Source organism: Ekhidna sp. (genome assembly GCF_965227465.1).
Taxonomy (GTDB): domain Bacteria; phylum Bacteroidota; class Bacteroidia; order Cytophagales; family Cyclobacteriaceae; genus Ekhidna.
On sequence record NZ_OZ245746.1, the window covers coordinates 1,466,375 to 1,487,852 of the forward strand.

A 21,478-nucleotide genomic window follows, 5' to 3' on the forward strand; every position below is an offset into this window, starting at 1 on the left:
CGATGTTAACACATTGAGCTAAAACTTTTCAGGATCAATTCTCAGCGCAGAAAACAACAGTGAAATTTCCATTAACCGCATTTTCTGCATCCATTCGTGCATCCATTCTCCCTGTAAGTTGAGTGTCGGTGATAGATAGTATTTCAACAGCGCCAAGAGTAGCTATATTATTGACTGATCCCTCAGGGTTAAAAAGCGTTACTGTTTGTCCACTAAACGAGTTTAAATCAAAAGATAATTCATAAAGACCAACCTCATCTGTCACCTCAAAAAAGATTTTAACCTGATCGCCAAAACCAATGAATTCACATACATTGTCGAATTCTTCGTTTGAATCATAGAGATCCAGAGAGATAGCTCCCTCAGTAAAAAAAGAAGATTCAAAGGTTCCCTCTCCAAATTCAAAAGGTATTCCATCAATTGTTCCCTGAAGGTTTTGATCGATAAATTCGTAACCCCCTCCTGGATCCTCATCATCGCTACCACATGATGTGGATGTCAAAATAAGTGCTGCTCCTAAGCATAGCAGAAGTGGTGAAAGTGATTTTTTCATTTTATGTAACGTTTGGTAAAGCGAATTTATTCAGATTCAACAATTGATCAAAGATCTGCCTTAGTCAAAATATTTCACATTAAGCTTTTAGCCGTTCAGACTTAATGAATTCTAATCCCTTGAACAGCAGGATGATTTCTATGATGGTTGCAGGAATCAGCATCATATATCCAAGAAAAAATAAAATGACTACAGCAAAAAAGAACCCGGCTATAATCTCAATAATACCTGCTGTTTTTGCTAATTGACCCATACCATCCTGTAGTCTGATTAGCCCAAGTCCAAAGACGATAGTTAATGCTCCATAACAGATTGATTCTCCAGCACCGAGAGAGATAAGATTTGTCTCGCTCATTTCATAATAGATGGTGAAGATGTCAAAGAAGGTCCAAATAGCAAATAAACCGATCATAAGAAAGGACGCAATCTTGATTAGATAGTTGGAAAAATAATCTCCCAGCTTAACAAAACCATAAATGAAAAGTGAGTAGAAAGTGAAGTAAAAAACTTTGGTTGTAATATAAAAAGCTGTTGATTCAACCTCATAAAGATTTTCAAACCTTTCATACTCCAAAATTGCATCTAGAAAGCCCAGCACAAAGTAGGCTATTCCGGAGATCCATGCCACTTGCAACCAATTTTCCGTGTTTCCTAAGTATTTATCTGACTTGTTCGACTCTAGCTGATTTTTAAAATTTTCAAAGTCCGCATCTAATGCGGAAAGGAGTATTTTTATGGTAGAGGTTCGAGGAGTTACCTCACCGGATTCTATTCGTTGGATGGTTCTGACACTAACATTGCAGGCTTCTACCAACTCTTCCTGCGTTAAACTTTTTTGTTGTCTGAGTTCGGTTAACCTTTTTCCTAATTCGGGCTGTCTCATTTCTTCCATTTTTTTCTGGCAATGCTATCTCGAACATAGACAGTTTACCAAAAAAATCAATTACAATATACCCGTCATTTACCCGTCAATTACTTTAAGAGCCTTTTTTTTATAAAAAACCACCTCAAATCTTTGAGGTGGTTGCTGCTTAATACGTATAAGTGTGAAGAGGATGACCTATACGCACGTTCATTTTGTATAGATTGAATACGTGTATTCGTTTAAATCATTTCAAGACAAAAGGCGCAGATTCTGCGCCTTTTGTGAAATTGATTTGAACAAAAATCAATAAACGTAACCTAATGCTGTTTTATCGTCATTGGTGAACGGCCGATCACCTTCAGGACTTCCGCACGCAAGCATCCAGCTATTTGCACTTGGACCTGTCGGTGTTCCTGGAATATGATTTGCTCCGACTCCACCATCTCCTTCGTTATCTGGTGATCCACCACAGCTATAACTTCTATCCTGATAGTCCGTATGACGGAATCCAATGCAATGTCCCATTTCATGAGCTATCGTAGTAGCAAGACCATTGATATTAGACACATTATCATAGTATCCTCTGGTCATTAGGATCGTACCATAAGGATTACCGTTTGTAGGAAATCCGGCGGATCCAAGGATTCCAAACCAATAGTAGTACCATGGTGATGCTCTGATAGTAATATCCGCCTGACTAGAACTGGTTACTCTCTGAAATGAAAGATTCAGGTTTTCAGAATTGTAACGAGAAATTGCAATGTCAGTCGCCTGAGAGTATTTAGTTGGCATGTTCCTAACATAAACGTTAATCGTTCGTGGCGTACCGTTCACAAGATTGTCGGTGTGATAATGCTCTTCAACGGGCAATCCAACACTCGGTGACATCTTGTCTAGTTGATCCAAAGTGATCAGGATATCGCCTTCTATAAAGAGCTGCTCTTCGTACATTTTGACTTCATTTGGATTGAAGCCAAGTGCTTTTACTTTTTGGAGTATTTCCTTGGGTACTTCTTCCAAAATGGGCTTCTGAGTTTCTGTTTCCTGGCAAGACCATAGCATTGCCACCATTAGGGCGAGGATGCCCAACTGTTTAAATCTTCTCATAATAATTTAAAATTTGGTTCTTAATAGAAAATTAGAAAAATATTTTGCTATATAAAACCATTATGAAAGAAAATATATTATCACTTGATAATTTCATGTATAAAATTTTGCATTTCATTTATGTGCTTTTTTCTTTTTGCTAAAAGGAGGCTCTGGTGCTTTTCAAATTCTGCATTATTGCTAACTTCGAGGTTCGAAAATCAGCGGGGATGAACCCTTTCACATCTCGCTTGTTCTATAAAAAAAATACTCGATAGATATATGAAAATATTAGTTTGTATTACGCATGTGCCGGATACTACTTCGCGCATTGCTTTTACCGATGGAGACACAAAGTTTGACAAGAATGGAGTCCAATTTATCATTGGTCCATACGACGACTATGCACTTGCAAGAGCAGTTGAGCTTAAAGAGCAATCCGGTGGTAGCATCACAGTTTTGAATGTGGGTGAAGCTGAAACAGAGCCAACAATACGTAAAGCACTAGCTATAGGAGCTGATGATGCCATTCGAATTAATGCTTTTCCACAAGATGCACTCTTCGTATCAAAACAAATTGCCGCAGTTGCTAAAGATGGAGGATATGATTTAATCCTAATGGGACGAGAATCAATTGACTTCAATGGGGGACAAGTTCATGGAATGGTAGGCGAACTATTGGGTATTCCATCTGTCTCTCCGGTTATGACTTTAGATATTGAGGGTAGCAATGCAAAGATTTCCAGAGAAATAGAAGGCGGAAAAGAGTACATGGAATTACCACTTCCATTTGTGGCAGGCTGTCAAGAGCCGATTGCTGAATGGAAAATTCCAAACATGAGAGGGATCATGAGTGCCCGAACAAAGCCTCTAGAGGTAAAAGATCCGACTGGGGACGCTCCTAAGACAAAAGTGAGCAAGTTTGAATTACCACCAGCAAAGGGAGAAGTGAAGTTGGTAGATCCTGATAATATGGATGAATTAGTGAACTTATTGAAAAACGAAGCAAAAGTTATATAACATGGCAGCATTAGCATTTGTAGAAACAGACGAAGGAAAAGTAAAGAAATCATCTCTTGAAGCGGTAAGCTATGCGCATGCTGTGGCTGGTGATGTAACCGCAATCGTTTTTGGTGATGTGTCCGACATGGACGAAATCGGGAAAGCCGGGGCGAGTAAGGTTTTAAATGTAACTAATGAAAAACTTTCTTCACCGAATATAATGGCATATGCGTCTGCAATAGCAGAAGGGATGAATCAGGAGGGCGCAAATCTTTTGGTGCTAGCGAAAAGCTCATTAGGAGATCCTGTATCTGCCCGTGTATCAATAAAAGTAGATGCAGCCCTGGCTGCAAACGTCGCAGATTTACCGGATACATCAAGCGGATATTCAGTAAAGAAAAGCATCTATACAGGGAAAGCTTTTGCTAATACCAGTTTGGAGGGTGATAAAAAGATCATCAGCATTAAAAAGAATGCAATAGCCATCAAAGAGGATGGAGGAGCAGCTGAGGTGGTTGAATTTTCACCAACTACTGATGATGCAGATTTTACAGTAAAAACAACCAAGGTGGAAAAAGCAGAAGGGGACATCTTATTACCTGAGGCTGACTTGGTAGTCTCCGGAGGTAGAGGACTAAAAGGTCCTGAAAACTGGGGAATGATCGAAGAGTTGGCTAAAACCCTCGGAGCTGCTACAGGTTGTAGCAAGCCGGTTTCTGACATGGACTGGAGACCACATCACGAACACGTGGGACAAACAGGTATTAAAGTCAGTCCTTCGCTTTATATTGCCGTAGGAATTTCCGGAGCTATTCAGCATTTGGCTGGTGTTAATTCATCAAAATACATTTTGGTAATTAATAAGGATTCGGAAGCTCCGTTTTTTAAAGCTGCTGATTATGGTGTCGTTGGTGATGCTTTTGATGTGGTTCCAAAACTTACAGAAGCAATTAAGAAGGCACAGGGTTAATGTCCGGCGATAAAATAAAATTGGAGATATTGGGATTGTCATCTAGTCAATCCCAATCAGGCTCCTTCGCGCTCGTATTAGGTGAGTCAGGTGGTAATAGGCGACTTCCAATTATAATTGGCATGTTCGAAGCTCAAGCTATTGCAATTGAGATTGAGAAAATTGTTCCAAATAGGCCAATGACTCACGACCTTTTTAAAGCGTTCTCATTAAATTTTGATATTACGGTAAAAGAAGTCTACATCTCTGATCTCAAGGAAGGTGTGTTTTTCGCTCGAATTATATGTGAGCATGATGGGAAAGTATTTGAAATAGATTCCAGACCCTCTGACGCAATTGCAATTGGACTAAGGTTTGATGTAGATTTTTATACCAACGAAAGTATTCTGACAGAAGCCGGGATTGTTCTCACGGATGAGTATGAGGAAGAAATGACTCAGAAGGAGGTAGCTAAGTCAGAAAATACAAGCCTGGAAGACCTTTCTTCCAGTGAACTTGAAAAGCTTTTAACCGACGCTTTGGATAAAGAAGATTACGAAAAGGCCGCTCATATCAGAGATGTGCTGAATAAGCGAAATTAGATGGAATACATAAGAGGTATAGCTGGTCTAGTCAGCCTTGTCGCCATTGCCTGGGCACTGTCAGGTAATCGAAAGCAGGTAGATTTTAGACTGGTTGGAATTGGGATCATCATTCAAGTAGTTATTGGATTGATGATTGCCAACGTTGATTTTGTTAATCAACTTTTTTCCTGGGTGAGTGCCGGTTTTGTAAAGTTTCTTAATTTCGGTCTTAAGGGAGCTGAGTTCCTCTATGGTGATCTGGCTAAGAACAGCAACGCAGTTGCTGCAAACCATAGTTTGGGATTTTTGTTTGTGTTTCAAGCCCTACCCACGGTTATATTTTTCTCCGCAGTTACAGCCGGACTTTATTATTTAGGACTTCTACAAAAAATCGTTTTTGGTTTTGCCTGGATAATGGCAAAAACCATGAGACTTTCTGGTGCGGAGAGTTTGTCTGCAGCAGGTAATATATTTCTTGGTCAAACTGAGGCTCCATTGCTTGTAAGGCCTTTTATAGATAAGATGACCAAGTCTGAACTTAACTGTCTAATGACTGGAGGAATGGCTACCATAGCAGGAAGTGTACTTGGTGCGTATGTGTCATTTCTTGGGGGGGGCGATCCCGAACAACAACAAATTTTTGCCACTTATTTACTTAGTGCATCAATTATGAATGCACCAGCGGCTATTGTCATGGCTAAAATTTTTCTTCCTGAAAACGAACCAGAAAAGATTGATGGGAGTCTTAAGGTAAACAAAGAGAATATTGGCGTCAATTTAGTAGATGCATTAGCAAGAGGTGCATCGGATGGAGTGAAGTTGGCATTAAATATTGCGGGTATGTTATTGGCATTCATTGCAGTAATTTTTGCATTGAACTGGATTTTAGTTGATGGTATTGGTGAGCTTTTTGGATTGAATCAATTTGTAATTGAATCGACGAATGGTGCGTTTGATGGATTTTCTTTGCAGTACATTTTAGGCCAGATTTTCAGGGTATTTGCGTTTATAATGGGGGTAGATTGGGCAGAGACTGTTAAAGTAGGGAGTTTACTAGGTCAAAAAACGGTGATAAATGAGTTTGTTGCATACTTGAGTTTAGCAGATATGAAATCTGAGGGGCTGCTTTCTGAGAAGTCAATCATTATTTCTACATATGCGTTGTGTGGGTTTGCAAACTTCAGCTCAATAGCGATTCAAATAGGCGGTATTGGAGGGATGGCTCCATCTCGACAAGCCGATTTGTCAAAATTAGGCCTTCGAGCTTTAGTTGCTGCAACCCTGGCTACTATGATGACGGCAACAATCGCCGGCGCATTGTTTGGATAAAATATTAAAAGAGATATGAAAAAGATAATTGGATTTATAATGATTTTCTTCCTTGTATTTCTTGTTGGATGCAAGGATGAGGAGGTACTGTCAAGCGAGCAACAACTGGCCCTGGACATTCAAATAATAGATGATTATTTGGAGGCAAACAATATTGATGCTCAGGTTCATGAGTCTGAGATACGCTATGTGGTTGAAACCGAAGGTACTGGTGAATCTCCGACAGAAAGTAGCAGAGTGATAGCCAAATACGAGGGGAGATTCCTGGATGGTCAGGTTTTCGATAAAAACTCAATAGGCGTGAATTTTGGCCTTGATAATTTGATTCAGGCATGGAAGGAAATGATCCCTGAAATGAAAGAAGGTGGTAAAATCACAATTTATTGTCCATCTGGTTTAGGATATGGCCGAATAGGTAGTGGAAGTCAAGGCATCCCCGGTAATGCCATCCTCGTATTTGACATTGAGCTGGTATCCCTTGTAAGATCAGATAGTGAGCAGCTAGCTATTGACCTTGCCATCATTGACGAATACCTTGCTGAAAACAATATAGATGCTGAGGTACATAGTTCAGGAATTCGATTTGTTACAATAACTGAAGGGACTGGTCAGAGTCCAACCCTAAGCAGTTTGCTCAATGTTGACTATATAGGAAAGTTATTAAATGGTGATGTTTTCGATGCAAATGATGCTGCTGAATTAAGACTGAATAACTTAATTGATGCGTGGAAAACGATGTTACCTACCATGAACGAAGGAGGTAAAATTATTTTTTACTCTCCCTCGAAATATTGTTATGGAAACACTGGATTTGCAGACATTGCTCCGAATACCAATTTGATTTTCGAAGTAGAATTGAATTCCATTCAGTAGTTGGATTTTTAATCCAACTGAACCTTCACTTCATATCCAGTAACTAGAATGTTTATTGGTTGATCGGAGGTGTTTTTAGAAACGGCCTCAACTTCTAAGTTGTCTCCTTCTTTTATGTAACGTTTTACATCAACAAGATTTTCATTGTATTCAACATTGCCATATTTAACATTCGACTTCAGAATGAAAGACGATCCATCAGAGTCTATCGATAATTCAATATATTTTCCATCTACTATTATGTCAGTAACGGATTTGGCAAGCTCATTGATTTCTACTTCATCTTCATAAGCATTTAGTTTGAAACTTGATTCAAGTAGATCGATGGTATGATTCCCATACTTAGAGTTAGTACTCTTAAATGAGCCAACTGTTCCTATAACTGTTTCATCTTCATACGACTGCCTGAATGTAATGCTACCAACTCGATCAATCTCAAATTTGCTGTACTTGGTATTTTCCAGGAGAAGGCTGCCGATGGTACCAGCTTCAATATCCACTTCATAGAGGGTTAGTTCTGCTTTATCCAGGCTGTTGGTAATATTTATGTCTCCGTATTTATAGTTGCCGCTAAGCACAATTGCTTTTCCAATTTTAATATCAGATTCATATGAAATTGCTTCCATTACTTCAACACTTCGAAATTCGACATCAGAGTATTTCATGTTTATGGTAATATCAATGATTGAAGTAACCGATATTTCCTGTTCATATATTTCCATTTCTGCAGTTCCTAAATGCTCTATTTCGGCAGATCCATACTTTAGATTCATTTTCCCGGATTTGATGCTGCCAGCTGTCAGGTCTCCAGAATATTGGGTGAAGTCGACTTTGTTGAATGCCCCAATCAACCGAACATCTTCGTAAGAAGTAGAAATGGTGTATTCGTTCGATCCTGGAGATTTTATTTTGTAGAATATTTTTAGTTCATCACCATATGAAATGTTGATCCCCACATTTTTACTTCCAACCTGGACTTTGTTTGGTAAATCCAGATCAGTATCTATAAACAGTTCACCACCACTTAAGCGTATGTTATCATTTACTCTGCTCTCAAATTCATCTAAGAACTCTTGAATTTTACTGGTTACTTTACCATCATATCGAACGGTCGCTTCTATTTCTACTTCATTTTTATTCCATGTCTCTATGGTGAGAGCTGTGTACTTGGCTTGAATTCTAATTTCATCAGATGCTGAAATTTCAACATTTACTTTTGTACTTCTGCTTTCACCGTCACCCTTGGCAAGGATAGCAAGTGAGGCACTACATGCTAACGCTAGTATTATTATCCTTTTCATTTTCTTCTATTTTGTTGTTCCTTTTTATTTCGAGCTCCAATTTCTTGAGTAGCCTGATTTTTTTTTCATAATGATCAATTAGTGTACCGACCAGTAGGTTTTCATCAACATTCCCAATGTCGTTACGGTAGAGTTCATTGACCTCTTCCAATGTTTTTAATTCATCGAAAATCCAGCTGTAATCGCTTTGATATCGTGCTTTTTGTATTTCATCGCTAGATTCAATTTCATTTATTTGTGTGATATAACTGTTTTCAATTTGCTTGTATTCTTCTGAGATATCTCCGAGTGAGGCAAGTGTTTCTACTTGATTTTGTAGTGAGATATTGTGAATCAATAGGCCAATGGAGGTGCTAATGAAGATAACTGCAGCTACTTTCCACCAGGAAAAACCGGGTTGCTTCTTTTTCCAACCCTTTTGAATCATATCCCACGAGTCCTTCGGTGGAGATTCAATAGCTAATTGATCCTTTCTATTCTTAATTAAATCTTCAATATTCATAATGGTGTTGAAGTTTAGTTTTTAGCAATTGCTTCGCATGCCGAAATTGTGTTTTTGAGGTCGACTCAGAAATGTTCAGCTGCAAGGCAATTTCTTTATGTTTAAAGCCCTCTAAAAGATGAAGACTGAGAACTGTTCGGCATCCATCCGGGAGCTCTTTAATTGCATTGTGTAAGGTTTGGTTGTCAATCATTCGATCATCCACTTCTTCAGAAATCACCTCTGCTTGATCTTCAATATCCTCAAAGTACACTTTACTTTTTCTTAAATGCTCTAACCCCCGATTTATCACGATTCGTTTTAACCATCCACCAAATGCTTTTGGGTCATCCAGGTCATGTATCCGCTGGAAAGCCTTAATGAAAGCTTCCTGAAGTAAGTCCTTGGCAACTTCCGAATCATTTGTCAAGCGAATGAGGGTGTTATACATGGCTTTTGAGTAATCGTTATATAAGTTATATGCCGCTAACTCGTTTCCTTTTTTTAGTTGTTTTATCCAGGCTATTTGAGTGTCGGTCACAGTAGTTAGCGTTTTCAGTTGTAGGATGGGAGGAGGTATGGAATGGTTGTATGAAGTTAGAATTTAATTCATAAAAAAAGCCCTGACACAATTGTCAGGGCTTTTAAAGAACACGTTAATTTCTAATTATGCATGTTTTTCATTCTGCTTTGGTGCGCCCGCCATGATTTCATCATTGGCAAACTCCTCAAATTTTTTGAAATTTTCAACAAAACGACCAGCAAGATCATTGGCTTTTTTGTAGAAAGCATTATCGTCTTTCCATGTTTCTCTTGGGCTTAAAATCTCACTCGGAACTCCAGGGCAGGTCGTTGGGATTTCAGCTCCAAAAATGGAATGCGTTCGGTATCCCACATTATTTAACTTACCATCCAGTGCAGCGGTGATCATCGCTCGTGTATATTTCAAGCTGATTCTGTTGCCAACACCGTAAGGTCCTCCGGTCCATCCGGTATTTATCAGCCATACATTTACCTCGTGCTTATCCATTTTTTCACCGAGCATCTCTGCATATTTCGTAGGATGTAACGGTAAGAATGGAGCTCCAAAACATGCAGAGAAAACCGGCTCTGGCTCTGTCACACCGGCTTCTGTACCAGCGACTTTGGATGTATAGCCAGAAATAAAGTGGTACATTGCCTGACCTTTACTCAATCGTTGAATAGGAGGGATCACTCCAAAAGCATCGCAGGTTAAGAAGAAGATGTTCTTAGGAATTCCACCGATAGATGGCTCCATGGCATTTCTGATGTGATGGATAGGGTAGGATGCTCGTGTATTTTCTGTTACGGAAGAGTTTTCATAATCTACCTCTCGTGTGCCTTCCTTAAATCGGGTATTTTCGAGAATCGCTCCATACTGAATCGCCTTGTAGATATCCGGCTCTTTTTCTTCTGTCAAGTCAATTACTTTGGCGTAGCATCCACCTTCGAAGTTGAATACGTTTTTCTCTGTCCATCCATGCTCATCATCGCCAATAAGTAGTCTATTAGGATCTGCAGAAAGCGTTGTTTTGCCAGTTCCAGATAAGCCAAAGAATATAGCAGTATCTTTTTCCTCGATTCCCATGTTGGCAGAGCAATGCATACTAAGCACGCTTTGCTCATGAGGAAGCATGTAGTTTAAAACGGAGAAAATTCCTTTTTTCATCTCACCAGAATAAGCTGTGCCTCCAATAAGGATCATTCGCTTAGTGAAATTAATAATCGCAAAGTTAGACTGGCGCGTGCCATCTGTCTCAGGATCAGCTTGGAACTCAGGAACACATAGTATGGTGAAATTAGGATCAAATTCTTTTACCTTGTAGGCATCCGGTCGTAGGAACATATTGTAAGCAAATAGATTGTGCCATGCCATGGTGTTGATGACGCGCACTCTCAATCTGTGGGTTTTGTCAGCTCCAGCATATGCCTCACGGATATATACTTTTTTATCCTCTACAAACTTTACCATTTTGTTGTAGAGCTTGTCGAAGTTTTCCTCAGAAAAAGGAATGTTGATATTGCCCCACCATACTGAATCTTTGGTGTTAGCATCTTCAACAACAAATCTGTCCTTAGGTGAACGTCCAGTAAATTTTCCAGTGTCACACATTAAAGCCCCGGTAGAGGTAAGGACTCCTTCTCCACTCTTCAGAGTTTCTTCAATAAGTTCTGACTGGCTAAGGTTCCAATGAGCTTCCTTTACTTTAATACCTAAATCTGAAAGATCACTTTTACTTGATTTTACGCCGAATTCTTGCATTTTTTTGTTGTGAGGTTACAAATATTTTGTAAAATGAGCACATCAGTCTATCTACCGTTAAATAGATAAATGATCTTACTCAAACGTTTGCGCGAAGTTACTTTAACTCAGTCTTTCTCGAAAAAAGGATCGACAATTTCTTTTGGTGTTGGCTTAGTTAATAAGCTTACAGCTACGAGCGCGACTACAGAAGTAATCAAAGCCGGGATCGCTACCATTTTGGAGTCATATGGGAAAGATATGAATCCAAAATCTCCAATAAATCCGGTTCTGTTGAGCACCTCAATGATTACGACTGAAAGCATACCTGCCAGTATGGAAGCTACCCCACCTTGTTTGGTCACACGTTTCCAGAAGAAAGTAGCCAATAATGGGGGAGCTAAAGCTGCTCCGATCATGGTATAGGAGATAAATGCCATGGAAAGGATCTCCTCAAATTGTGTCATTATTAAATACGCAATAAAACCTAGAATCACAATCGCACTTCGCTGGATGAGGAGTTTGGTCTTATCAGAAGCATTTTTGATGTAGTATTTTTCCATAATGTCTCTGGAGAAATTGGTTGAGGTAACCATCAAAAAGGTGTTCCCTGTCGACAAGATGATAGCAGCTCCACCCGCAAATAGTAGTGACCCTACAAAGGATGGTAATTGCTCGAATCCAATTCGTAGAATAATTTCCTCAGACATAGGAGCATTTACTGACCCATCCGGCATGAAAAATCGGGGGTCATGAGCATAGATTGCAAAACCAACGACTGCAAGAAGACACATCAGGAATTCTATTCCTACCACTCCAATAAACATACCCATCACAGCCTTTTTTGCGGCTTTTGAATCTTTTGCTGAGGAGAACTTTTGATAGACACTGCTTTCACTAAGCATTAAGATAAGGGTAGGAAGCATGATGCCTATGTACCATTTTGGCTCATGGCCTTCAATAACAGAAAGGTGATCGGGGCTTACTTCGTTGATGGTATTCACCACATTTTCCCAGCCTCCAAAACCATTTATGGCAAAGGGGACAGCAAGGATAATAGCGGTTATCATGATGATACCGTTGAAGATATCAATAGAAACGATAGAAACCATTCCAGCTAAAGCTGTAAAAGCAATGATGATCAGAAAAGTGATTAATGTACCCTGCTCAACAGAAATACTACCTTCGGTAAGGATTGAAAGGAATCTTCCGCCCCCTTTGAATTGATATCCGGCAATAATCAAGTAAGCGACAATGATGGTAATCGTGCCTAACAAACGGGCCAGGGGAGAGTATCGCTTTTCCAGAATATCAGTAAGTGTGTATTGGGAAATCCTCCGTACGCGTGCAGCAATAAAGTAGACGGCCAGAATACCAATCCATGCACCTAGAGAGAACCAAAGCTCAGAAAAACCAACCTGGAACGTTAGACCTGCGGTACCGAATAAACTCCCCGAACCAATCCATGTTGTAACAAGTGTGCCAACCAAAAGGTAAACCGGCACATTTCTACCAGCTACTACAAAATCTTCTTCGTTTTTTACCCCTCTACTTTTGTAAATAATAATTCCGGCAAGAATCAGGATATAGCCAATGGTTACAATCAGGTAGGTCATGAATTATTGATTTAGTCGCCGCAATTTAATCATTATGTGATTGACTGACTGCAAGAATGTTTTGTTAAGCATTCCAGTTGTTCTGCAGCATAAAGTATGTTTCCAGGTTATTACCATAATCCTTGTGGTACTGAATTCAAATGCTCTGGGTATCTGCTTTCTACTTCCTGCAACTAACATAGGAAATCCCTACATTGTCAGTTAATTCACAAGAATGTTTTGATTATTCAGTTCCGTAATTACATTTACTGACAATGAGAGAGCAAAGGACAATTATGACTTTAACGGTCACAGAAACCAGGAGTGATTTCCAATGCTTGGAATGGTAATTGTCAATTAATGATAAATTTTGAAACGCCATTCTTTTTAAAAGAATGGCGTTTTTTTATAACGATGATATGATAGTATTAAAGTTTGGTGGCACCTCACTAGAATCTGTGGATTCTATTAAAGAGGTAAAAGAAGTTATCACGAGCAAATCAGGTGGCCGGATAGTAGTTGTTTCTGCTATCGGAAAAACGACGAATGAGCTGCAGCATATGGCTGAGCTGGCAAGAGCTGGGGATACCCAATACATCTCCGTTTATGAGCAACTCCATGATCAGCATGCTGCAATAATTAGCTCGCTGTTGGACATCTCCTTTCATGAAAAGATCGAAGCTATTTTTAAACAATTGCGAAGAGTATGTGATGGTGTTTTCCTTTTAAAGGAGTTAACCAAAAGGAGTTTGGACTTTATTCTTAGCGCAGGCGAATTGCTATCCTCGAATATTATTGCCTCTTACTTGAAAAAAGAAGGTGAACAAGTTAATCTACTTGATTCGAGAGCGTTTATTAAAACTGATGATTCTTTCGGAGGAGCAGTTGTAGATTTTCATACATCGAATGGATTGTTAAAGCAAGCCCTCGAAACCAGTTCTGAAGTTACTGTTATGGGAGGCTTTATATCCTCCGCACCAAATGGAGAATCAACTACCTTAGGGAGAGGCGGGTCAGATTACACGGCCTCAATTGTTGCTGCAGCGCTGGATGCTGAAATATTGGAGATATGGACCGATGTGGACGGCTTGATGACAGCAGACCCTCGTATGGTAAAGCATGCACAAGTGATCGATGAAATTACCTACGAAGAGGCCATTGAGTTATCTCATTTTGGAGCCAAGGTCTTATATTCTCCGAGTTTAAAACCATGTTTTGAAAAAGACATTCCAATCAGAATCAAAAATACATTTAATAAACAGACAGAAGGAACCTTGGTCTCAAGTGGTACCGACGATGACCAATTGGTTAAAGGGATAACCAGCCTCCAGAATGTATCACTGATCTCACTTTCGGGAACAGGCTTACTTAGTATTCCTAAATTCACAAAAGACTTTTTTGCAACCCTTGCGCAGCATAATCTTGGTGTAGAGTTTATAACCCAATCAAATGCAGAACACACTATTACGATTGGCTTAGCTTCAGAAGATGCGGAGTGCGCATATCATGTCTTAACGAAAAACTTTGAAAGCCATATAGCTGATGGACTGATAGATCCTATTGGGATAGAGAGAGATTTGTCAATTCTCGCCCTTGTAGGAAAGAATATGAAGAATCAGGTAGGCGTAAGCGGCAATATGTTTCATGTGCTTGGAAGGAATGGAGTGAGCATTAAAGCCATTTCACAAGGATCGTCAGAGCGTAACATTTCAGCGATCGTGAAAAAAGCAGATCTGAGTAAGTCATTGAATGTGCTTCATGAAGCCTTCTTTCAATATGAAGTAAAGAGAGTTAATCTTTTCATTGTCGGTGTGGGGAATGTTGGAAAAGCATTTCTTGAGCAACTTCGAACTCAATCCTTTATTCTAAGGGAAGAACATCGGATCAGTATAAAATTGACTGGTGTTGCAAACTCACAAAAGATGACGCTTGATGAGGAAGGTATTTCACTAGATAAATGGAAAGATAAATTAGATGCAGGTGATGATTTCGATCCTAAAAGGTTCCAACACAAAATCATTGAGCTCAATCTTCGCAATAGCATCTTCATCGATATCACAGCAGCAAAGGCGATTGCAGATCTCTACCCTGATTTTCTTCAAAAGTCTATCTCTGTCGTCACTCCGAACAAGATTGCTGCAACAGAATCATTTATTTCGTATCAAAATCTAAAACAAACAACCAGAAGGTACAGTAGTCAGTTTTTGATTGAAACGAATGTTTGCGCAGGATTACCCGTATTGTCAACGCTTAGTGATGTGGTAAGAAGTGGAGATCATGTTCATCAAATTGAAGCTGTTTTATCAGGGACACTCAACTTTCTTTTTAACGAATATGATGGAAGTCGAAATTTTGTAGATGTTATTAAACAAGCAAAAGAAGAGGGGTATACCGAACCTGATCCTCGAATGGATCTCTCCTGTGAGGATGTAAAAAGAAAATTACTCATCTTAATAAGAGAAAGTGGATATTCATTTGAAATGAATGAAATAGCACTTGAGGCTTTCATGCCTTCATCTTGTCAGAATACAACAAGTATGGAGGAGTTTTATAAGCAGGTTGAAAAGCAAGAAGATTACTTTAAGGAGTTGTATCAAAAGTCCAAAGAGAATGGCACAAGGCTGAAAGTAGTTGCTATTTTCAAAGACGGAAAAGCTACAGTAAAACTTTCTGAAATACGGACAGAACATCCTTTCTACCACCTGGAAGGAAAGGACAATATTGTACTTTTCTTCACTGATAGGTACAAAGAGCAGCCACTGGTCATCAAGGGAGCAGGAGCAGGTGCCGCAGTGACGGCTTCCGGTATTTTTGCAGATGTGTTACGTTTATCGCAACCAGAGTCATGAGGACAAGAGTAAAAATATCAGCCCCGGCTACAGTAGCTAATGTAGGTTGTGGATACGATACCATTGGTTTTGCTTTAGATGCTGCAAGCGAAGAAATTATCGTTGAGCGGAGAAATGATCATCAACTGGTCATAAAGTCTATCCTAGGAGCCGAACTATCCCAAGAAGTAAATCAAAACGTTGCTACGATAGCGGCGCAATCCTTCCTTGATCATTTAGAATTGAACGAGGGATTCGATTTTCATATTAATAAATTATTTACACCCGGGAGTGGACTTGGTTCAAGTGCATCAAGCGCTGCAGCAGCTGTTTTTGGTGTTAACCAACTATTAAAGGAGCCGCTAGAGGTTGCTGAACTACTTCCCTTCGCGTTGGAAGGTGAAGCTTTTGCCTCTAAGTCGGTACATGCAGATAATGTTGCGCCGGCTCTTTTGGGTGGCTTTATTGTGATGCGAAGCTATGATCCATTGGATTATTTTTCATTGCCAGTTGCTGATGAGTTAAGGGTACTAGTTGTAAAACCACAAGTGGAAATAAAAACGGCTGAAGCAAAAGGCTTGATTCCAAAAGAGATAACGGTGGAAATCGCTAGAAATCAATGGGGTAATCTTGCCAGCCTGGTGCATGCCTTTCACACTAAAGATTGGAAGCGATTGAATGATTCTATTGAAGATTTCATTGCTGAGCCTGTTAGAAAAAAATTGATTCCAGGCTATGATAAGGTTAAGGAAATAGCATTTTCAAATGGAAGTATTGGATGTAATATTTCCGGATCAGGTCCAAGTATATTCATGCTTTTCCTGAATGATGAGGATCGTAAGGTGGCAGAGAATCAAATTCATGACCATTACGAATCAAAAGGAATTCCATGCGAATTTTTCTCAAGTGGAATGTGTGCCACAGGTTGTAAAATAATCGAGTAAATGAAATTTGTTAGTACCACCTCCAAAGGACCACATCGATCATTCAGAGAAGCTGTTTTAGGGAACCTTCCGGATGATGGAGGACTCTATTATCCAACAGAAATTCCACAATTAGATCAAGGCTTCCTCAAGCAGATACCGCAGTTGAGCCTTCCTGAGATTGCCCTTGAGGTTTTGGCTAAGTTTTGCAGTGATGACATTGACCCTAATGAGCTAGAGCGGATCAGTGAAAGGGTATTTGATTTTCCATTACCTCTCAAGGAAGTAGCGGATAATATTCATTGTCTTGAATTGTTCCATGGGCCCACTTTTGCTTTTAAAGACATTGGTGCGAAGTTTCTAGCAGCGTGTCTTGCTCACTTTAATCAAAGTGAGAATAAGGCAACAACCGTATTGGTTGCAACATCTGGAGATACAGGAGGAGCTGTGGCCAATGGTTTCTTAGGTGTAGAAGGAGTGCGGGTAATTATTCTGTATCCGAAAGGTAAGGTTAGTAACCTTCAAGAGAAGCAGTTGACTACTCTGGGTCAAAATATTACAGCCCTTGAGATTGAAGGTACATTTGATGATTGTCAGAATCTGGTCAAGCAGGCCTTTGCAGATAAGCAACTGAATAAAGATATCCATCTTTCATCTGCTAATTCCATCAATATTGCACGGTGGCTGCCTCAATCATTGTTTTATTATGTACCACTCCAGCAAGGATACGAAGATGTGACTCTTTCGGTACCAAGTGGGAATTACGGGAACCTAACCTCAGGTGTGCTGGCGATGAAAATGGGAGTGCCTATTAGCAAATTTATTGCTGCTAGCAATGCAAACGACGTAGTACCCAGGTATCTAAATTCAGGAAGGTATGAACCTAAATCAACCATCCCTACACTAGCTAATGCGATGGACGTGTCTGACCCTAGTAACTACAAGCGACTGCTCAAGCTTTTTGATGGAAAGTATGAGGGAATAATCAGTAAGCTCATTCCTTTCTCTTTGGGAGATGTTGAAATCAAAGAAACCATTAGAGATTGTTATGAAGCCAATCGCTATTTGCTAGATCCACACAGTGCCATTGCCTATAAGGCACTGCATGAAATGAAAAAGGAAGGCATCTTTCTTGGGACAGCCCACTACTGTAAGTTTCTTCCAACAATTAATGAAGCGCTAGGCAGGGAAGTAGCGATACCAGATTTCGCAAAGGGTTTGATGCATATGGAGAAGCGATCAATTGAGTTGAATGCTGATTTCGCGCAGTTCAAAGAGTTTTTGATAGGCTAATGTTTTAGAAGATCGACGGTCAATATTAAAGCATCCTTACCGGCAATTTCCTAATCATCTTAGATGTCCAGAAAAATTCTGTAGTGAAGTAAAGATCTGCCTACAACGTCCAAAATAAAAAACCCCACCAAATAGGAGGGGTTTCACTTCAGCTAACTGGTCTTATTATGAAGGGCAGTCAATGTCATTTAATGTATCGTCCCAGCAGTGATAATTGGTGTCCTCAAATCGAGCTTCACTTTTTACACGCCCCTCTCCGGAAGGTTGATTCCAATCGACTTCAATGGTATTGGATACATTGGTATCTACAATAACGACATTTCGATTATAATCCGCATTGGTATCTACGGTATATGAAATGCTGCTATCAAAGAAATTTCCTTCCTTTTCCACGGTGAATGTGGAAGAAGTTACACCTGAGGATTCATTATCACTCCAGTTGGCTGTTAACCATGCCGAAGGACTTTCAGGACTTTCATAAAGCGTCCATGTACCAGCATCCGCGGTAAGGTTCGATTGGCCTTCAAACCAAACGAAATCTTCGAATGATCCGGACAGTGAGATATAGCCTGTCCAGTCAACATCTGTTCCATCAACATCTGCGGTTAGTCTTACATTATACGTTCCCTTGTTAGGAACATTGATATCATATTCCCACACCCAAAGATTTGTTGATGTTTCATAGGAGGCCTCCTGATTCAAGCCAATTTTGAAAGCGGTAACAGGAACTACCAGATTCGCATACAAGATGGCAGAGTATACTCCTACACTGGTTGCCGCATACGCCCAGTTATTGATCGTTTCAGCTCTGGCACCATCTTCATCAAAATTGTCAAAGTTGGGAGCCATACTGGACTCGGGTGGCATTTCAGGTTTTGGTTCCTGCACGTTTCCGTCATCATCTGAACACGCAGAAAGCATGATCAATGGAATTAGTAAAAGGGCTAATATCTTTTTCATTGTGATCTAAATTTTGGTTCGCTATATGTATTTCAACTCCTATGCCAATGCGTAAATTGTCCTTAAGTCACATTAAATTACATTTTTCTAAGAATACATCTTCCCAAAATGAAAAAAATGGTTTAGAATTGAGAAGATACATTAGTCTGAGGTTTCTATATTCTTAATAAAGTTCTTCTATAACATCTTGCCCAGCAATTCTCTCATCATCTTAGATGCCAGAAATGCCGTCATTTTTTGCACGTCTCGATCTGGGTTATACTCGACAATATCCGCTCCTATGATTTCTGTATCTATGCTATGAATTAAGTCTAGTACTTGCCTTGATGTGAGTCCTCCGGGCTCATGATGTGAAACTCCTGGTGCAAATGCCGGATCAAAACCGTCCATATCTAGAGAGATATACAATGGATTTTCAAATCGTGGTATGGCAGATAAATCCAACGACTTCATATGATGCACCTCCACGTTGTATTTTTCAACTTGCTCTGCCTGGTGGGTATTCAAAGCTCGAATACCCACTTGGACCAATCTGTCCGCAAGACCATCTTCCATAATTCTGGCGAAAGGGCAGGCGTGAGAATACTTGTCACCTTCAAAGGAATCATATAAATCGCCATGCGCGTCAATTTGTAAAATATCCAGTTTAGGATACTTTAAAGTGTGAGCTTTAATGATTGGGTATGTGATGGAGTGATCTCCGCCTAAGGTTAAAATCTTCGCATTTGATTGTAAATGCTTTGCTGTAATCTGCTCGATATCAAAATAATCAGCTATTTCAAAGTCACCTTTATCAACAATCCTGGTGCTTTCAATGGAAATGAGATTTTCTGTGAAATAATTTGCCGAACCGCAATGCAATGCTTCCCTGATCAATGGAGGAGCAAGTGCAGGTCCGCGTTGAAAGGATGACTTCTTATCAAATTGGATTCCTTGTATGATGATTTCTTTCATTAGGATAGAATTAGGTGCCCGCTAGTATCTGTTAACCCCTTCCTCTAATTATTCTAATTCTCGCTCGAGCAATTCTAGCGTACGTTCAATTTGATTTTTGACCCATGGCGTATTCCCAAAAGGATTTGATTCACCGATATTCTGGAGTGAGCCGATCATGAACCGCAACTTCGGATCTGCTTTCATTTTTTCTACGTCGGTTATTCGAATGGCTTCCCGGTAATTTATTTCGAGCAAATGATCTTCTATATAAGGACCCATCTTGTCGAGATTATGCTGATACATGGCTAGCAAACTATAGTATTCGGGATATACCACCTCATACAAAAGACCAATTTGGCGTCTTATTGTATCGTTCCGAATCTTGTGCATGCCAAATTGCTTCAATGTTTCGTACGGGCCTTCATGTGCTTGATAAGAGCTGTAATAAAGCGACTGATGAATGTGTGTAGAAAGGGTGTCGTTATAAGCTTGTTCACTACCCAGCCATTCGATCAAAATATTCTGACTTGTATTTATTAATTTTTGAAATTCCAGCATTCGATCAATCCCTTTCATGTCTTGTTTCAGGCCTCCTCTCACCTCTGATAATAAATTACGTTCGAGAATTTTTTCCTTTCTTTCCTCATTCCAGTTATTAAGTGCGAAAGCACCAAGAATACCTATCGTAATAACCAAAACCTCCAAAACGTATTCCGGCCATTTTTTACTTAAAGTTTCGAAAATTCGTTTCATGCCTGGTGGATGAAGGTTAACGCTAGTCTAGCGCGCTGAGCACCACGAACTTAGCAGAAAGACACTAAGATAGCGCAGCTACCCAACACCTACAATAGCAACTGCGAAGCACTGCGCTTGCCGGTCGGCATAGGCAGGTGGTTAGCGTAGCAGTGAGGAACATGGCACGATGATCCAAAGTACTGATCCTTCAGCAACAAGATTATATGAAGTCGTTTGATCCAGGGAGTTTCTTACTCAGTCTAGATGATTTGTTTTTGCCTATAGTAAGCATATGGAATGTGTCTGTCCTTCGATAAACTCAGGATGACACAGCTAAACTCAACATGACGCAGCTTGATAAAATCAGGATGACACAGTTCGATAAACCCAGGATTAATTGTCACCCTGAGTAGCGACGAAGGAGCGCTATCGAAGGGTAGACAATTATTGTATCTAATTTAAGGGTATGAAACAATATACCGTTTACATTCTTAAATGCTCAGATGACTCTTACTATGTGGGCGTGACAAATGATATGGAAACAAGATTATTGCAGCATAATGAAGGTCTTGATCTCAAGGCTTACACCTATCGTCGAAGACCTGTTGAATTGGTTTTTGAAGAGCATTTTAGTGATGTTAATCAGGCCATTGCATTTGAGAAGCAAGTGAAAGGGTGGAGAAGAGAAAAGAAGGAAGCGTTGATAAAAAGAGAATGGATTAAGTTGCCAGAATTGAGCAAAGCATATTTTTTGAAGCGGAGTTATAATGAATGAAAATAAAGATGTGGAATGTGTCTTTCCTTCGATAAACTCAGGATGACACAGCTCGATAAACTCAGGATGACACAGCCTTTAAACTCAGGATTAATTGTCACCCTGAGTAGCGACGGAGGAGCGCTATCGAAGGGTAGACAATTATAG

The 21,478-nt window shown here is 39.8% G+C and carries 20 protein-coding genes; 9 read left to right on the top strand and 11 right to left on the bottom strand.

What is annotated here, in order from left to right; all coding sequences use genetic code 11:
• Nucleotides 1-34: 34 nt before the first annotated feature.
• The 3 genes from ACO05G_RS06700 to ACO05G_RS06710 form a co-directional block, all read right to left on the bottom strand.
• Nucleotides 35-553, bottom strand: a complete 519-nt coding sequence (locus tag ACO05G_RS06700; RefSeq protein ID WP_421765259.1) for a hypothetical protein — start codon at nucleotides 551-553, stop codon at nucleotides 35-37.
• Between the two features lie 79 nt (nucleotides 554-632).
• Complete coding sequence (locus ACO05G_RS06705; RefSeq protein WP_421765260.1) at nucleotides 633-1,436, bottom strand: helix-turn-helix domain-containing protein; 804 nt, start codon at nucleotides 1,434-1,436, stop codon at nucleotides 633-635.
• 285 nt (nucleotides 1,437-1,721) lie between these two features.
• Nucleotides 1,722-2,525 (bottom strand): M57 family metalloprotease, encoded by an 804-nt coding sequence (locus ACO05G_RS06710; RefSeq protein WP_421765261.1) that lies wholly within the window; start codon nucleotides 2,523-2,525, stop codon nucleotides 1,722-1,724.
• 261 nt (nucleotides 2,526-2,786) lie between these two features.
• Between ACO05G_RS06710 and ACO05G_RS06715 the strand changes: the two genes are divergently transcribed.
• The 5 genes from ACO05G_RS06715 to ACO05G_RS06735 are packed head-to-tail and all read left to right on the top strand — an operon-like array spanning nucleotide 2,787 to nucleotide 7,241.
• Nucleotides 2,787-3,524: an electron transfer flavoprotein subunit beta/FixA family protein gene (locus tag ACO05G_RS06715; protein ID WP_421765262.1), complete on the top strand. Its 738-nt coding sequence runs from the start codon at nucleotides 2,787-2,789 to the stop codon at nucleotides 3,522-3,524.
• 1 nt (nucleotide 3,525) lies between these two features.
• A complete protein-coding gene (locus ACO05G_RS06720; RefSeq protein WP_421765263.1) occupies nucleotides 3,526-4,476 on the top strand; it encodes an electron transfer flavoprotein subunit alpha/FixB family protein in 951 nt (316 codons plus the stop codon).
• Complete coding sequence (locus ACO05G_RS06725; RefSeq protein ID WP_421765264.1) at nucleotides 4,476-5,057, top strand: bifunctional nuclease domain-containing protein; 582 nt, start codon at nucleotides 4,476-4,478, stop codon at nucleotides 5,055-5,057. The genes ACO05G_RS06720 and ACO05G_RS06725 overlap by 1 nt, the downstream gene beginning before the upstream one ends.
• Complete coding sequence (locus tag ACO05G_RS06730; RefSeq protein WP_421765265.1) at nucleotides 5,058-6,368, top strand: NupC/NupG family nucleoside CNT transporter; 1,311 nt, start codon at nucleotides 5,058-5,060, stop codon at nucleotides 6,366-6,368.
• A 15-nt stretch (nucleotides 6,369-6,383) separates the two neighbouring features.
• Nucleotides 6,384-7,241: an FKBP-type peptidyl-prolyl cis-trans isomerase gene (locus ACO05G_RS06735; RefSeq protein ID WP_421765266.1), complete on the top strand. Its 858-nt coding sequence runs from the start codon at nucleotides 6,384-6,386 to the stop codon at nucleotides 7,239-7,241.
• An 8-nt stretch (nucleotides 7,242-7,249) separates the two neighbouring features.
• Here ACO05G_RS06735 and ACO05G_RS06740 read toward each other — a convergent pair whose 3' ends face one another.
• The 5 genes from ACO05G_RS06740 to ACO05G_RS06760 all read right to left on the bottom strand — a co-directional run bounded on the left by ACO05G_RS06740 (nucleotide 7,250) and on the right by ACO05G_RS06760 (nucleotide 12,902).
• Nucleotides 7,250-8,542, bottom strand: coding sequence for a hypothetical protein (locus ACO05G_RS06740; protein ID WP_421765267.1), 1,293 nt, complete (start codon nucleotides 8,540-8,542; stop codon nucleotides 7,250-7,252).
• A complete protein-coding gene (locus ACO05G_RS06745; RefSeq protein WP_421765268.1) occupies nucleotides 8,508-9,044 on the bottom strand; it encodes a hypothetical protein in 537 nt (178 codons plus the stop codon). The genes ACO05G_RS06740 and ACO05G_RS06745 overlap by 35 nt, the downstream gene beginning before the upstream one ends.
• On the bottom strand, nucleotides 9,034-9,564 hold the full coding sequence (locus ACO05G_RS06750; protein WP_421765269.1) for an RNA polymerase sigma factor: 531 nt from the start codon (nucleotides 9,562-9,564) through the stop codon (nucleotides 9,034-9,036). The genes ACO05G_RS06745 and ACO05G_RS06750 overlap by 11 nt, the downstream gene beginning before the upstream one ends.
• A gap of 126 nt (nucleotides 9,565-9,690) precedes the next feature.
• Nucleotides 9,691-11,307, bottom strand: a complete 1,617-nt coding sequence (gene pckA / locus ACO05G_RS06755; protein ID WP_348281329.1) for a phosphoenolpyruvate carboxykinase (ATP) — start codon at nucleotides 11,305-11,307, stop codon at nucleotides 9,691-9,693.
• Nucleotides 11,308-11,414: 107 nt separating this feature from the next.
• The gene (locus ACO05G_RS06760; protein WP_421765270.1) at nucleotides 11,415-12,902 is read right to left on the bottom strand and encodes a sodium:solute symporter family protein; all 1,488 of its coding nucleotides are present in this window, start codon (nucleotides 12,900-12,902) and stop codon (nucleotides 11,415-11,417) included.
• 398 nt (nucleotides 12,903-13,300) lie between these two features.
• Between ACO05G_RS06760 and thrA the strand changes: the two genes are divergently transcribed.
• The 3 genes from thrA to thrC are packed head-to-tail and all read left to right on the top strand — an operon-like array spanning nucleotide 13,301 to nucleotide 17,925.
• Nucleotides 13,301-15,730, top strand: a complete 2,430-nt coding sequence (gene thrA, locus ACO05G_RS06765; RefSeq protein WP_421765271.1) for a bifunctional aspartate kinase/homoserine dehydrogenase I — start codon at nucleotides 13,301-13,303, stop codon at nucleotides 15,728-15,730.
• A complete protein-coding gene (locus tag ACO05G_RS06770) occupies nucleotides 15,727-16,653 on the top strand; it encodes a homoserine kinase (RefSeq protein ID WP_421765272.1) in 927 nt (308 codons plus the stop codon). The genes thrA and ACO05G_RS06770 overlap by 4 nt, the downstream gene beginning before the upstream one ends.
• Nucleotides 16,654-17,925, top strand: a complete 1,272-nt coding sequence (gene thrC, locus ACO05G_RS06775; RefSeq protein ID WP_421765273.1) for a threonine synthase — start codon at nucleotides 16,654-16,656, stop codon at nucleotides 17,923-17,925.
• Between the two features lie 165 nt (nucleotides 17,926-18,090).
• Here the strand turns inward: thrC and ACO05G_RS06780 are convergent, their stop codons facing one another.
• The 3 genes from ACO05G_RS06780 to ACO05G_RS06790 all read right to left on the bottom strand — a co-directional run bounded on the left by ACO05G_RS06780 (nucleotide 18,091) and on the right by ACO05G_RS06790 (nucleotide 20,574).
• On the bottom strand, nucleotides 18,091-18,885 hold the full coding sequence (locus tag ACO05G_RS06780; RefSeq protein ID WP_421765274.1) for a hypothetical protein: 795 nt from the start codon (nucleotides 18,883-18,885) through the stop codon (nucleotides 18,091-18,093).
• A 177-nt stretch (nucleotides 18,886-19,062) separates the two neighbouring features.
• Complete coding sequence (gene speB, locus ACO05G_RS06785) at nucleotides 19,063-19,839, bottom strand: agmatinase (protein ID WP_421765275.1); 777 nt, start codon at nucleotides 19,837-19,839, stop codon at nucleotides 19,063-19,065.
• A 48-nt stretch (nucleotides 19,840-19,887) separates the two neighbouring features.
• On the bottom strand, nucleotides 19,888-20,574 hold the full coding sequence (locus tag ACO05G_RS06790; RefSeq protein WP_421765276.1) for a DUF6090 family protein: 687 nt from the start codon (nucleotides 20,572-20,574) through the stop codon (nucleotides 19,888-19,890).
• A gap of 448 nt (nucleotides 20,575-21,022) precedes the next feature.
• Here ACO05G_RS06790 and ACO05G_RS06795 point away from each other — a divergent pair, with 448 nt between their 5' ends.
• On the top strand, nucleotides 21,023-21,331 hold the full coding sequence (locus tag ACO05G_RS06795) for a GIY-YIG nuclease family protein (protein ID WP_421765277.1): 309 nt from the start codon (nucleotides 21,023-21,025) through the stop codon (nucleotides 21,329-21,331).
• The last annotated feature ends 147 nt before the right edge of the window (nucleotides 21,332-21,478 follow it).

Bases quoted from the DNA above. Each gene is read 5' to 3' on its own strand.
- ACO05G_RS06700 (WP_421765259.1), bottom strand. From the start codon at position 553: ATGAAAAAATCACTTTCACCACTTCTGCTATGCTTAGGAGCAGCACTT.
- ACO05G_RS06705 (WP_421765260.1), bottom strand. From the start codon at position 1,436: ATGAGACAGCCCGAATTAGGAAAAAGGTTAACCGAACTCAGACAACAA.
- ACO05G_RS06710 (WP_421765261.1), bottom strand. From the start codon at position 2,525: ATGAGAAGATTTAAACAGTTGGGCATCCTCGCCCTAATGGTGGCAATG.
- ACO05G_RS06715 (WP_421765262.1), top strand. From the start codon at position 2,787: ATGAAAATATTAGTTTGTATTACGCATGTGCCGGATACTACTTCGCGC.
- ACO05G_RS06720 (WP_421765263.1), top strand. From the start codon at position 3,526: ATGGCAGCATTAGCATTTGTAGAAACAGACGAAGGAAAAGTAAAGAAA.
- ACO05G_RS06725 (WP_421765264.1), top strand. From the start codon at position 4,476: ATGTCCGGCGATAAAATAAAATTGGAGATATTGGGATTGTCATCTAGT.
- ACO05G_RS06730 (WP_421765265.1), top strand. From the start codon at position 5,058: ATGGAATACATAAGAGGTATAGCTGGTCTAGTCAGCCTTGTCGCCATT.
- ACO05G_RS06735 (WP_421765266.1), top strand. From the start codon at position 6,384: ATGAAAAAGATAATTGGATTTATAATGATTTTCTTCCTTGTATTTCTT.
- ACO05G_RS06740 (WP_421765267.1), bottom strand. From the start codon at position 8,542: ATGAAAAGGATAATAATACTAGCGTTAGCATGTAGTGCCTCACTTGCT.
- ACO05G_RS06745 (WP_421765268.1), bottom strand. From the start codon at position 9,044: ATGAATATTGAAGATTTAATTAAGAATAGAAAGGATCAATTAGCTATT.
- pckA (WP_348281329.1), bottom strand. From the start codon at position 11,307: ATGCAAGAATTCGGCGTAAAATCAAGTAAAAGTGATCTTTCAGATTTA.
- ACO05G_RS06760 (WP_421765270.1), bottom strand. From the start codon at position 12,902: ATGACCTACCTGATTGTAACCATTGGCTATATCCTGATTCTTGCCGGA.
- thrA (WP_421765271.1), top strand. From the start codon at position 13,301: ATGATAGTATTAAAGTTTGGTGGCACCTCACTAGAATCTGTGGATTCT.
- ACO05G_RS06770 (WP_421765272.1), top strand. From the start codon at position 15,727: ATGAGGACAAGAGTAAAAATATCAGCCCCGGCTACAGTAGCTAATGTA.
- thrC (WP_421765273.1), top strand. From the start codon at position 16,654: ATGAAATTTGTTAGTACCACCTCCAAAGGACCACATCGATCATTCAGA.
- ACO05G_RS06780 (WP_421765274.1), bottom strand. From the start codon at position 18,885: ATGAAAAAGATATTAGCCCTTTTACTAATTCCATTGATCATGCTTTCT.
- speB (WP_421765275.1), bottom strand. From the start codon at position 19,839: ATGAAAGAAATCATCATACAAGGAATCCAATTTGATAAGAAGTCATCC.
- ACO05G_RS06790 (WP_421765276.1), bottom strand. From the start codon at position 20,574: ATGAAACGAATTTTCGAAACTTTAAGTAAAAAATGGCCGGAATACGTT.
- ACO05G_RS06795 (WP_421765277.1), top strand. From the start codon at position 21,023: ATGAAACAATATACCGTTTACATTCTTAAATGCTCAGATGACTCTTAC.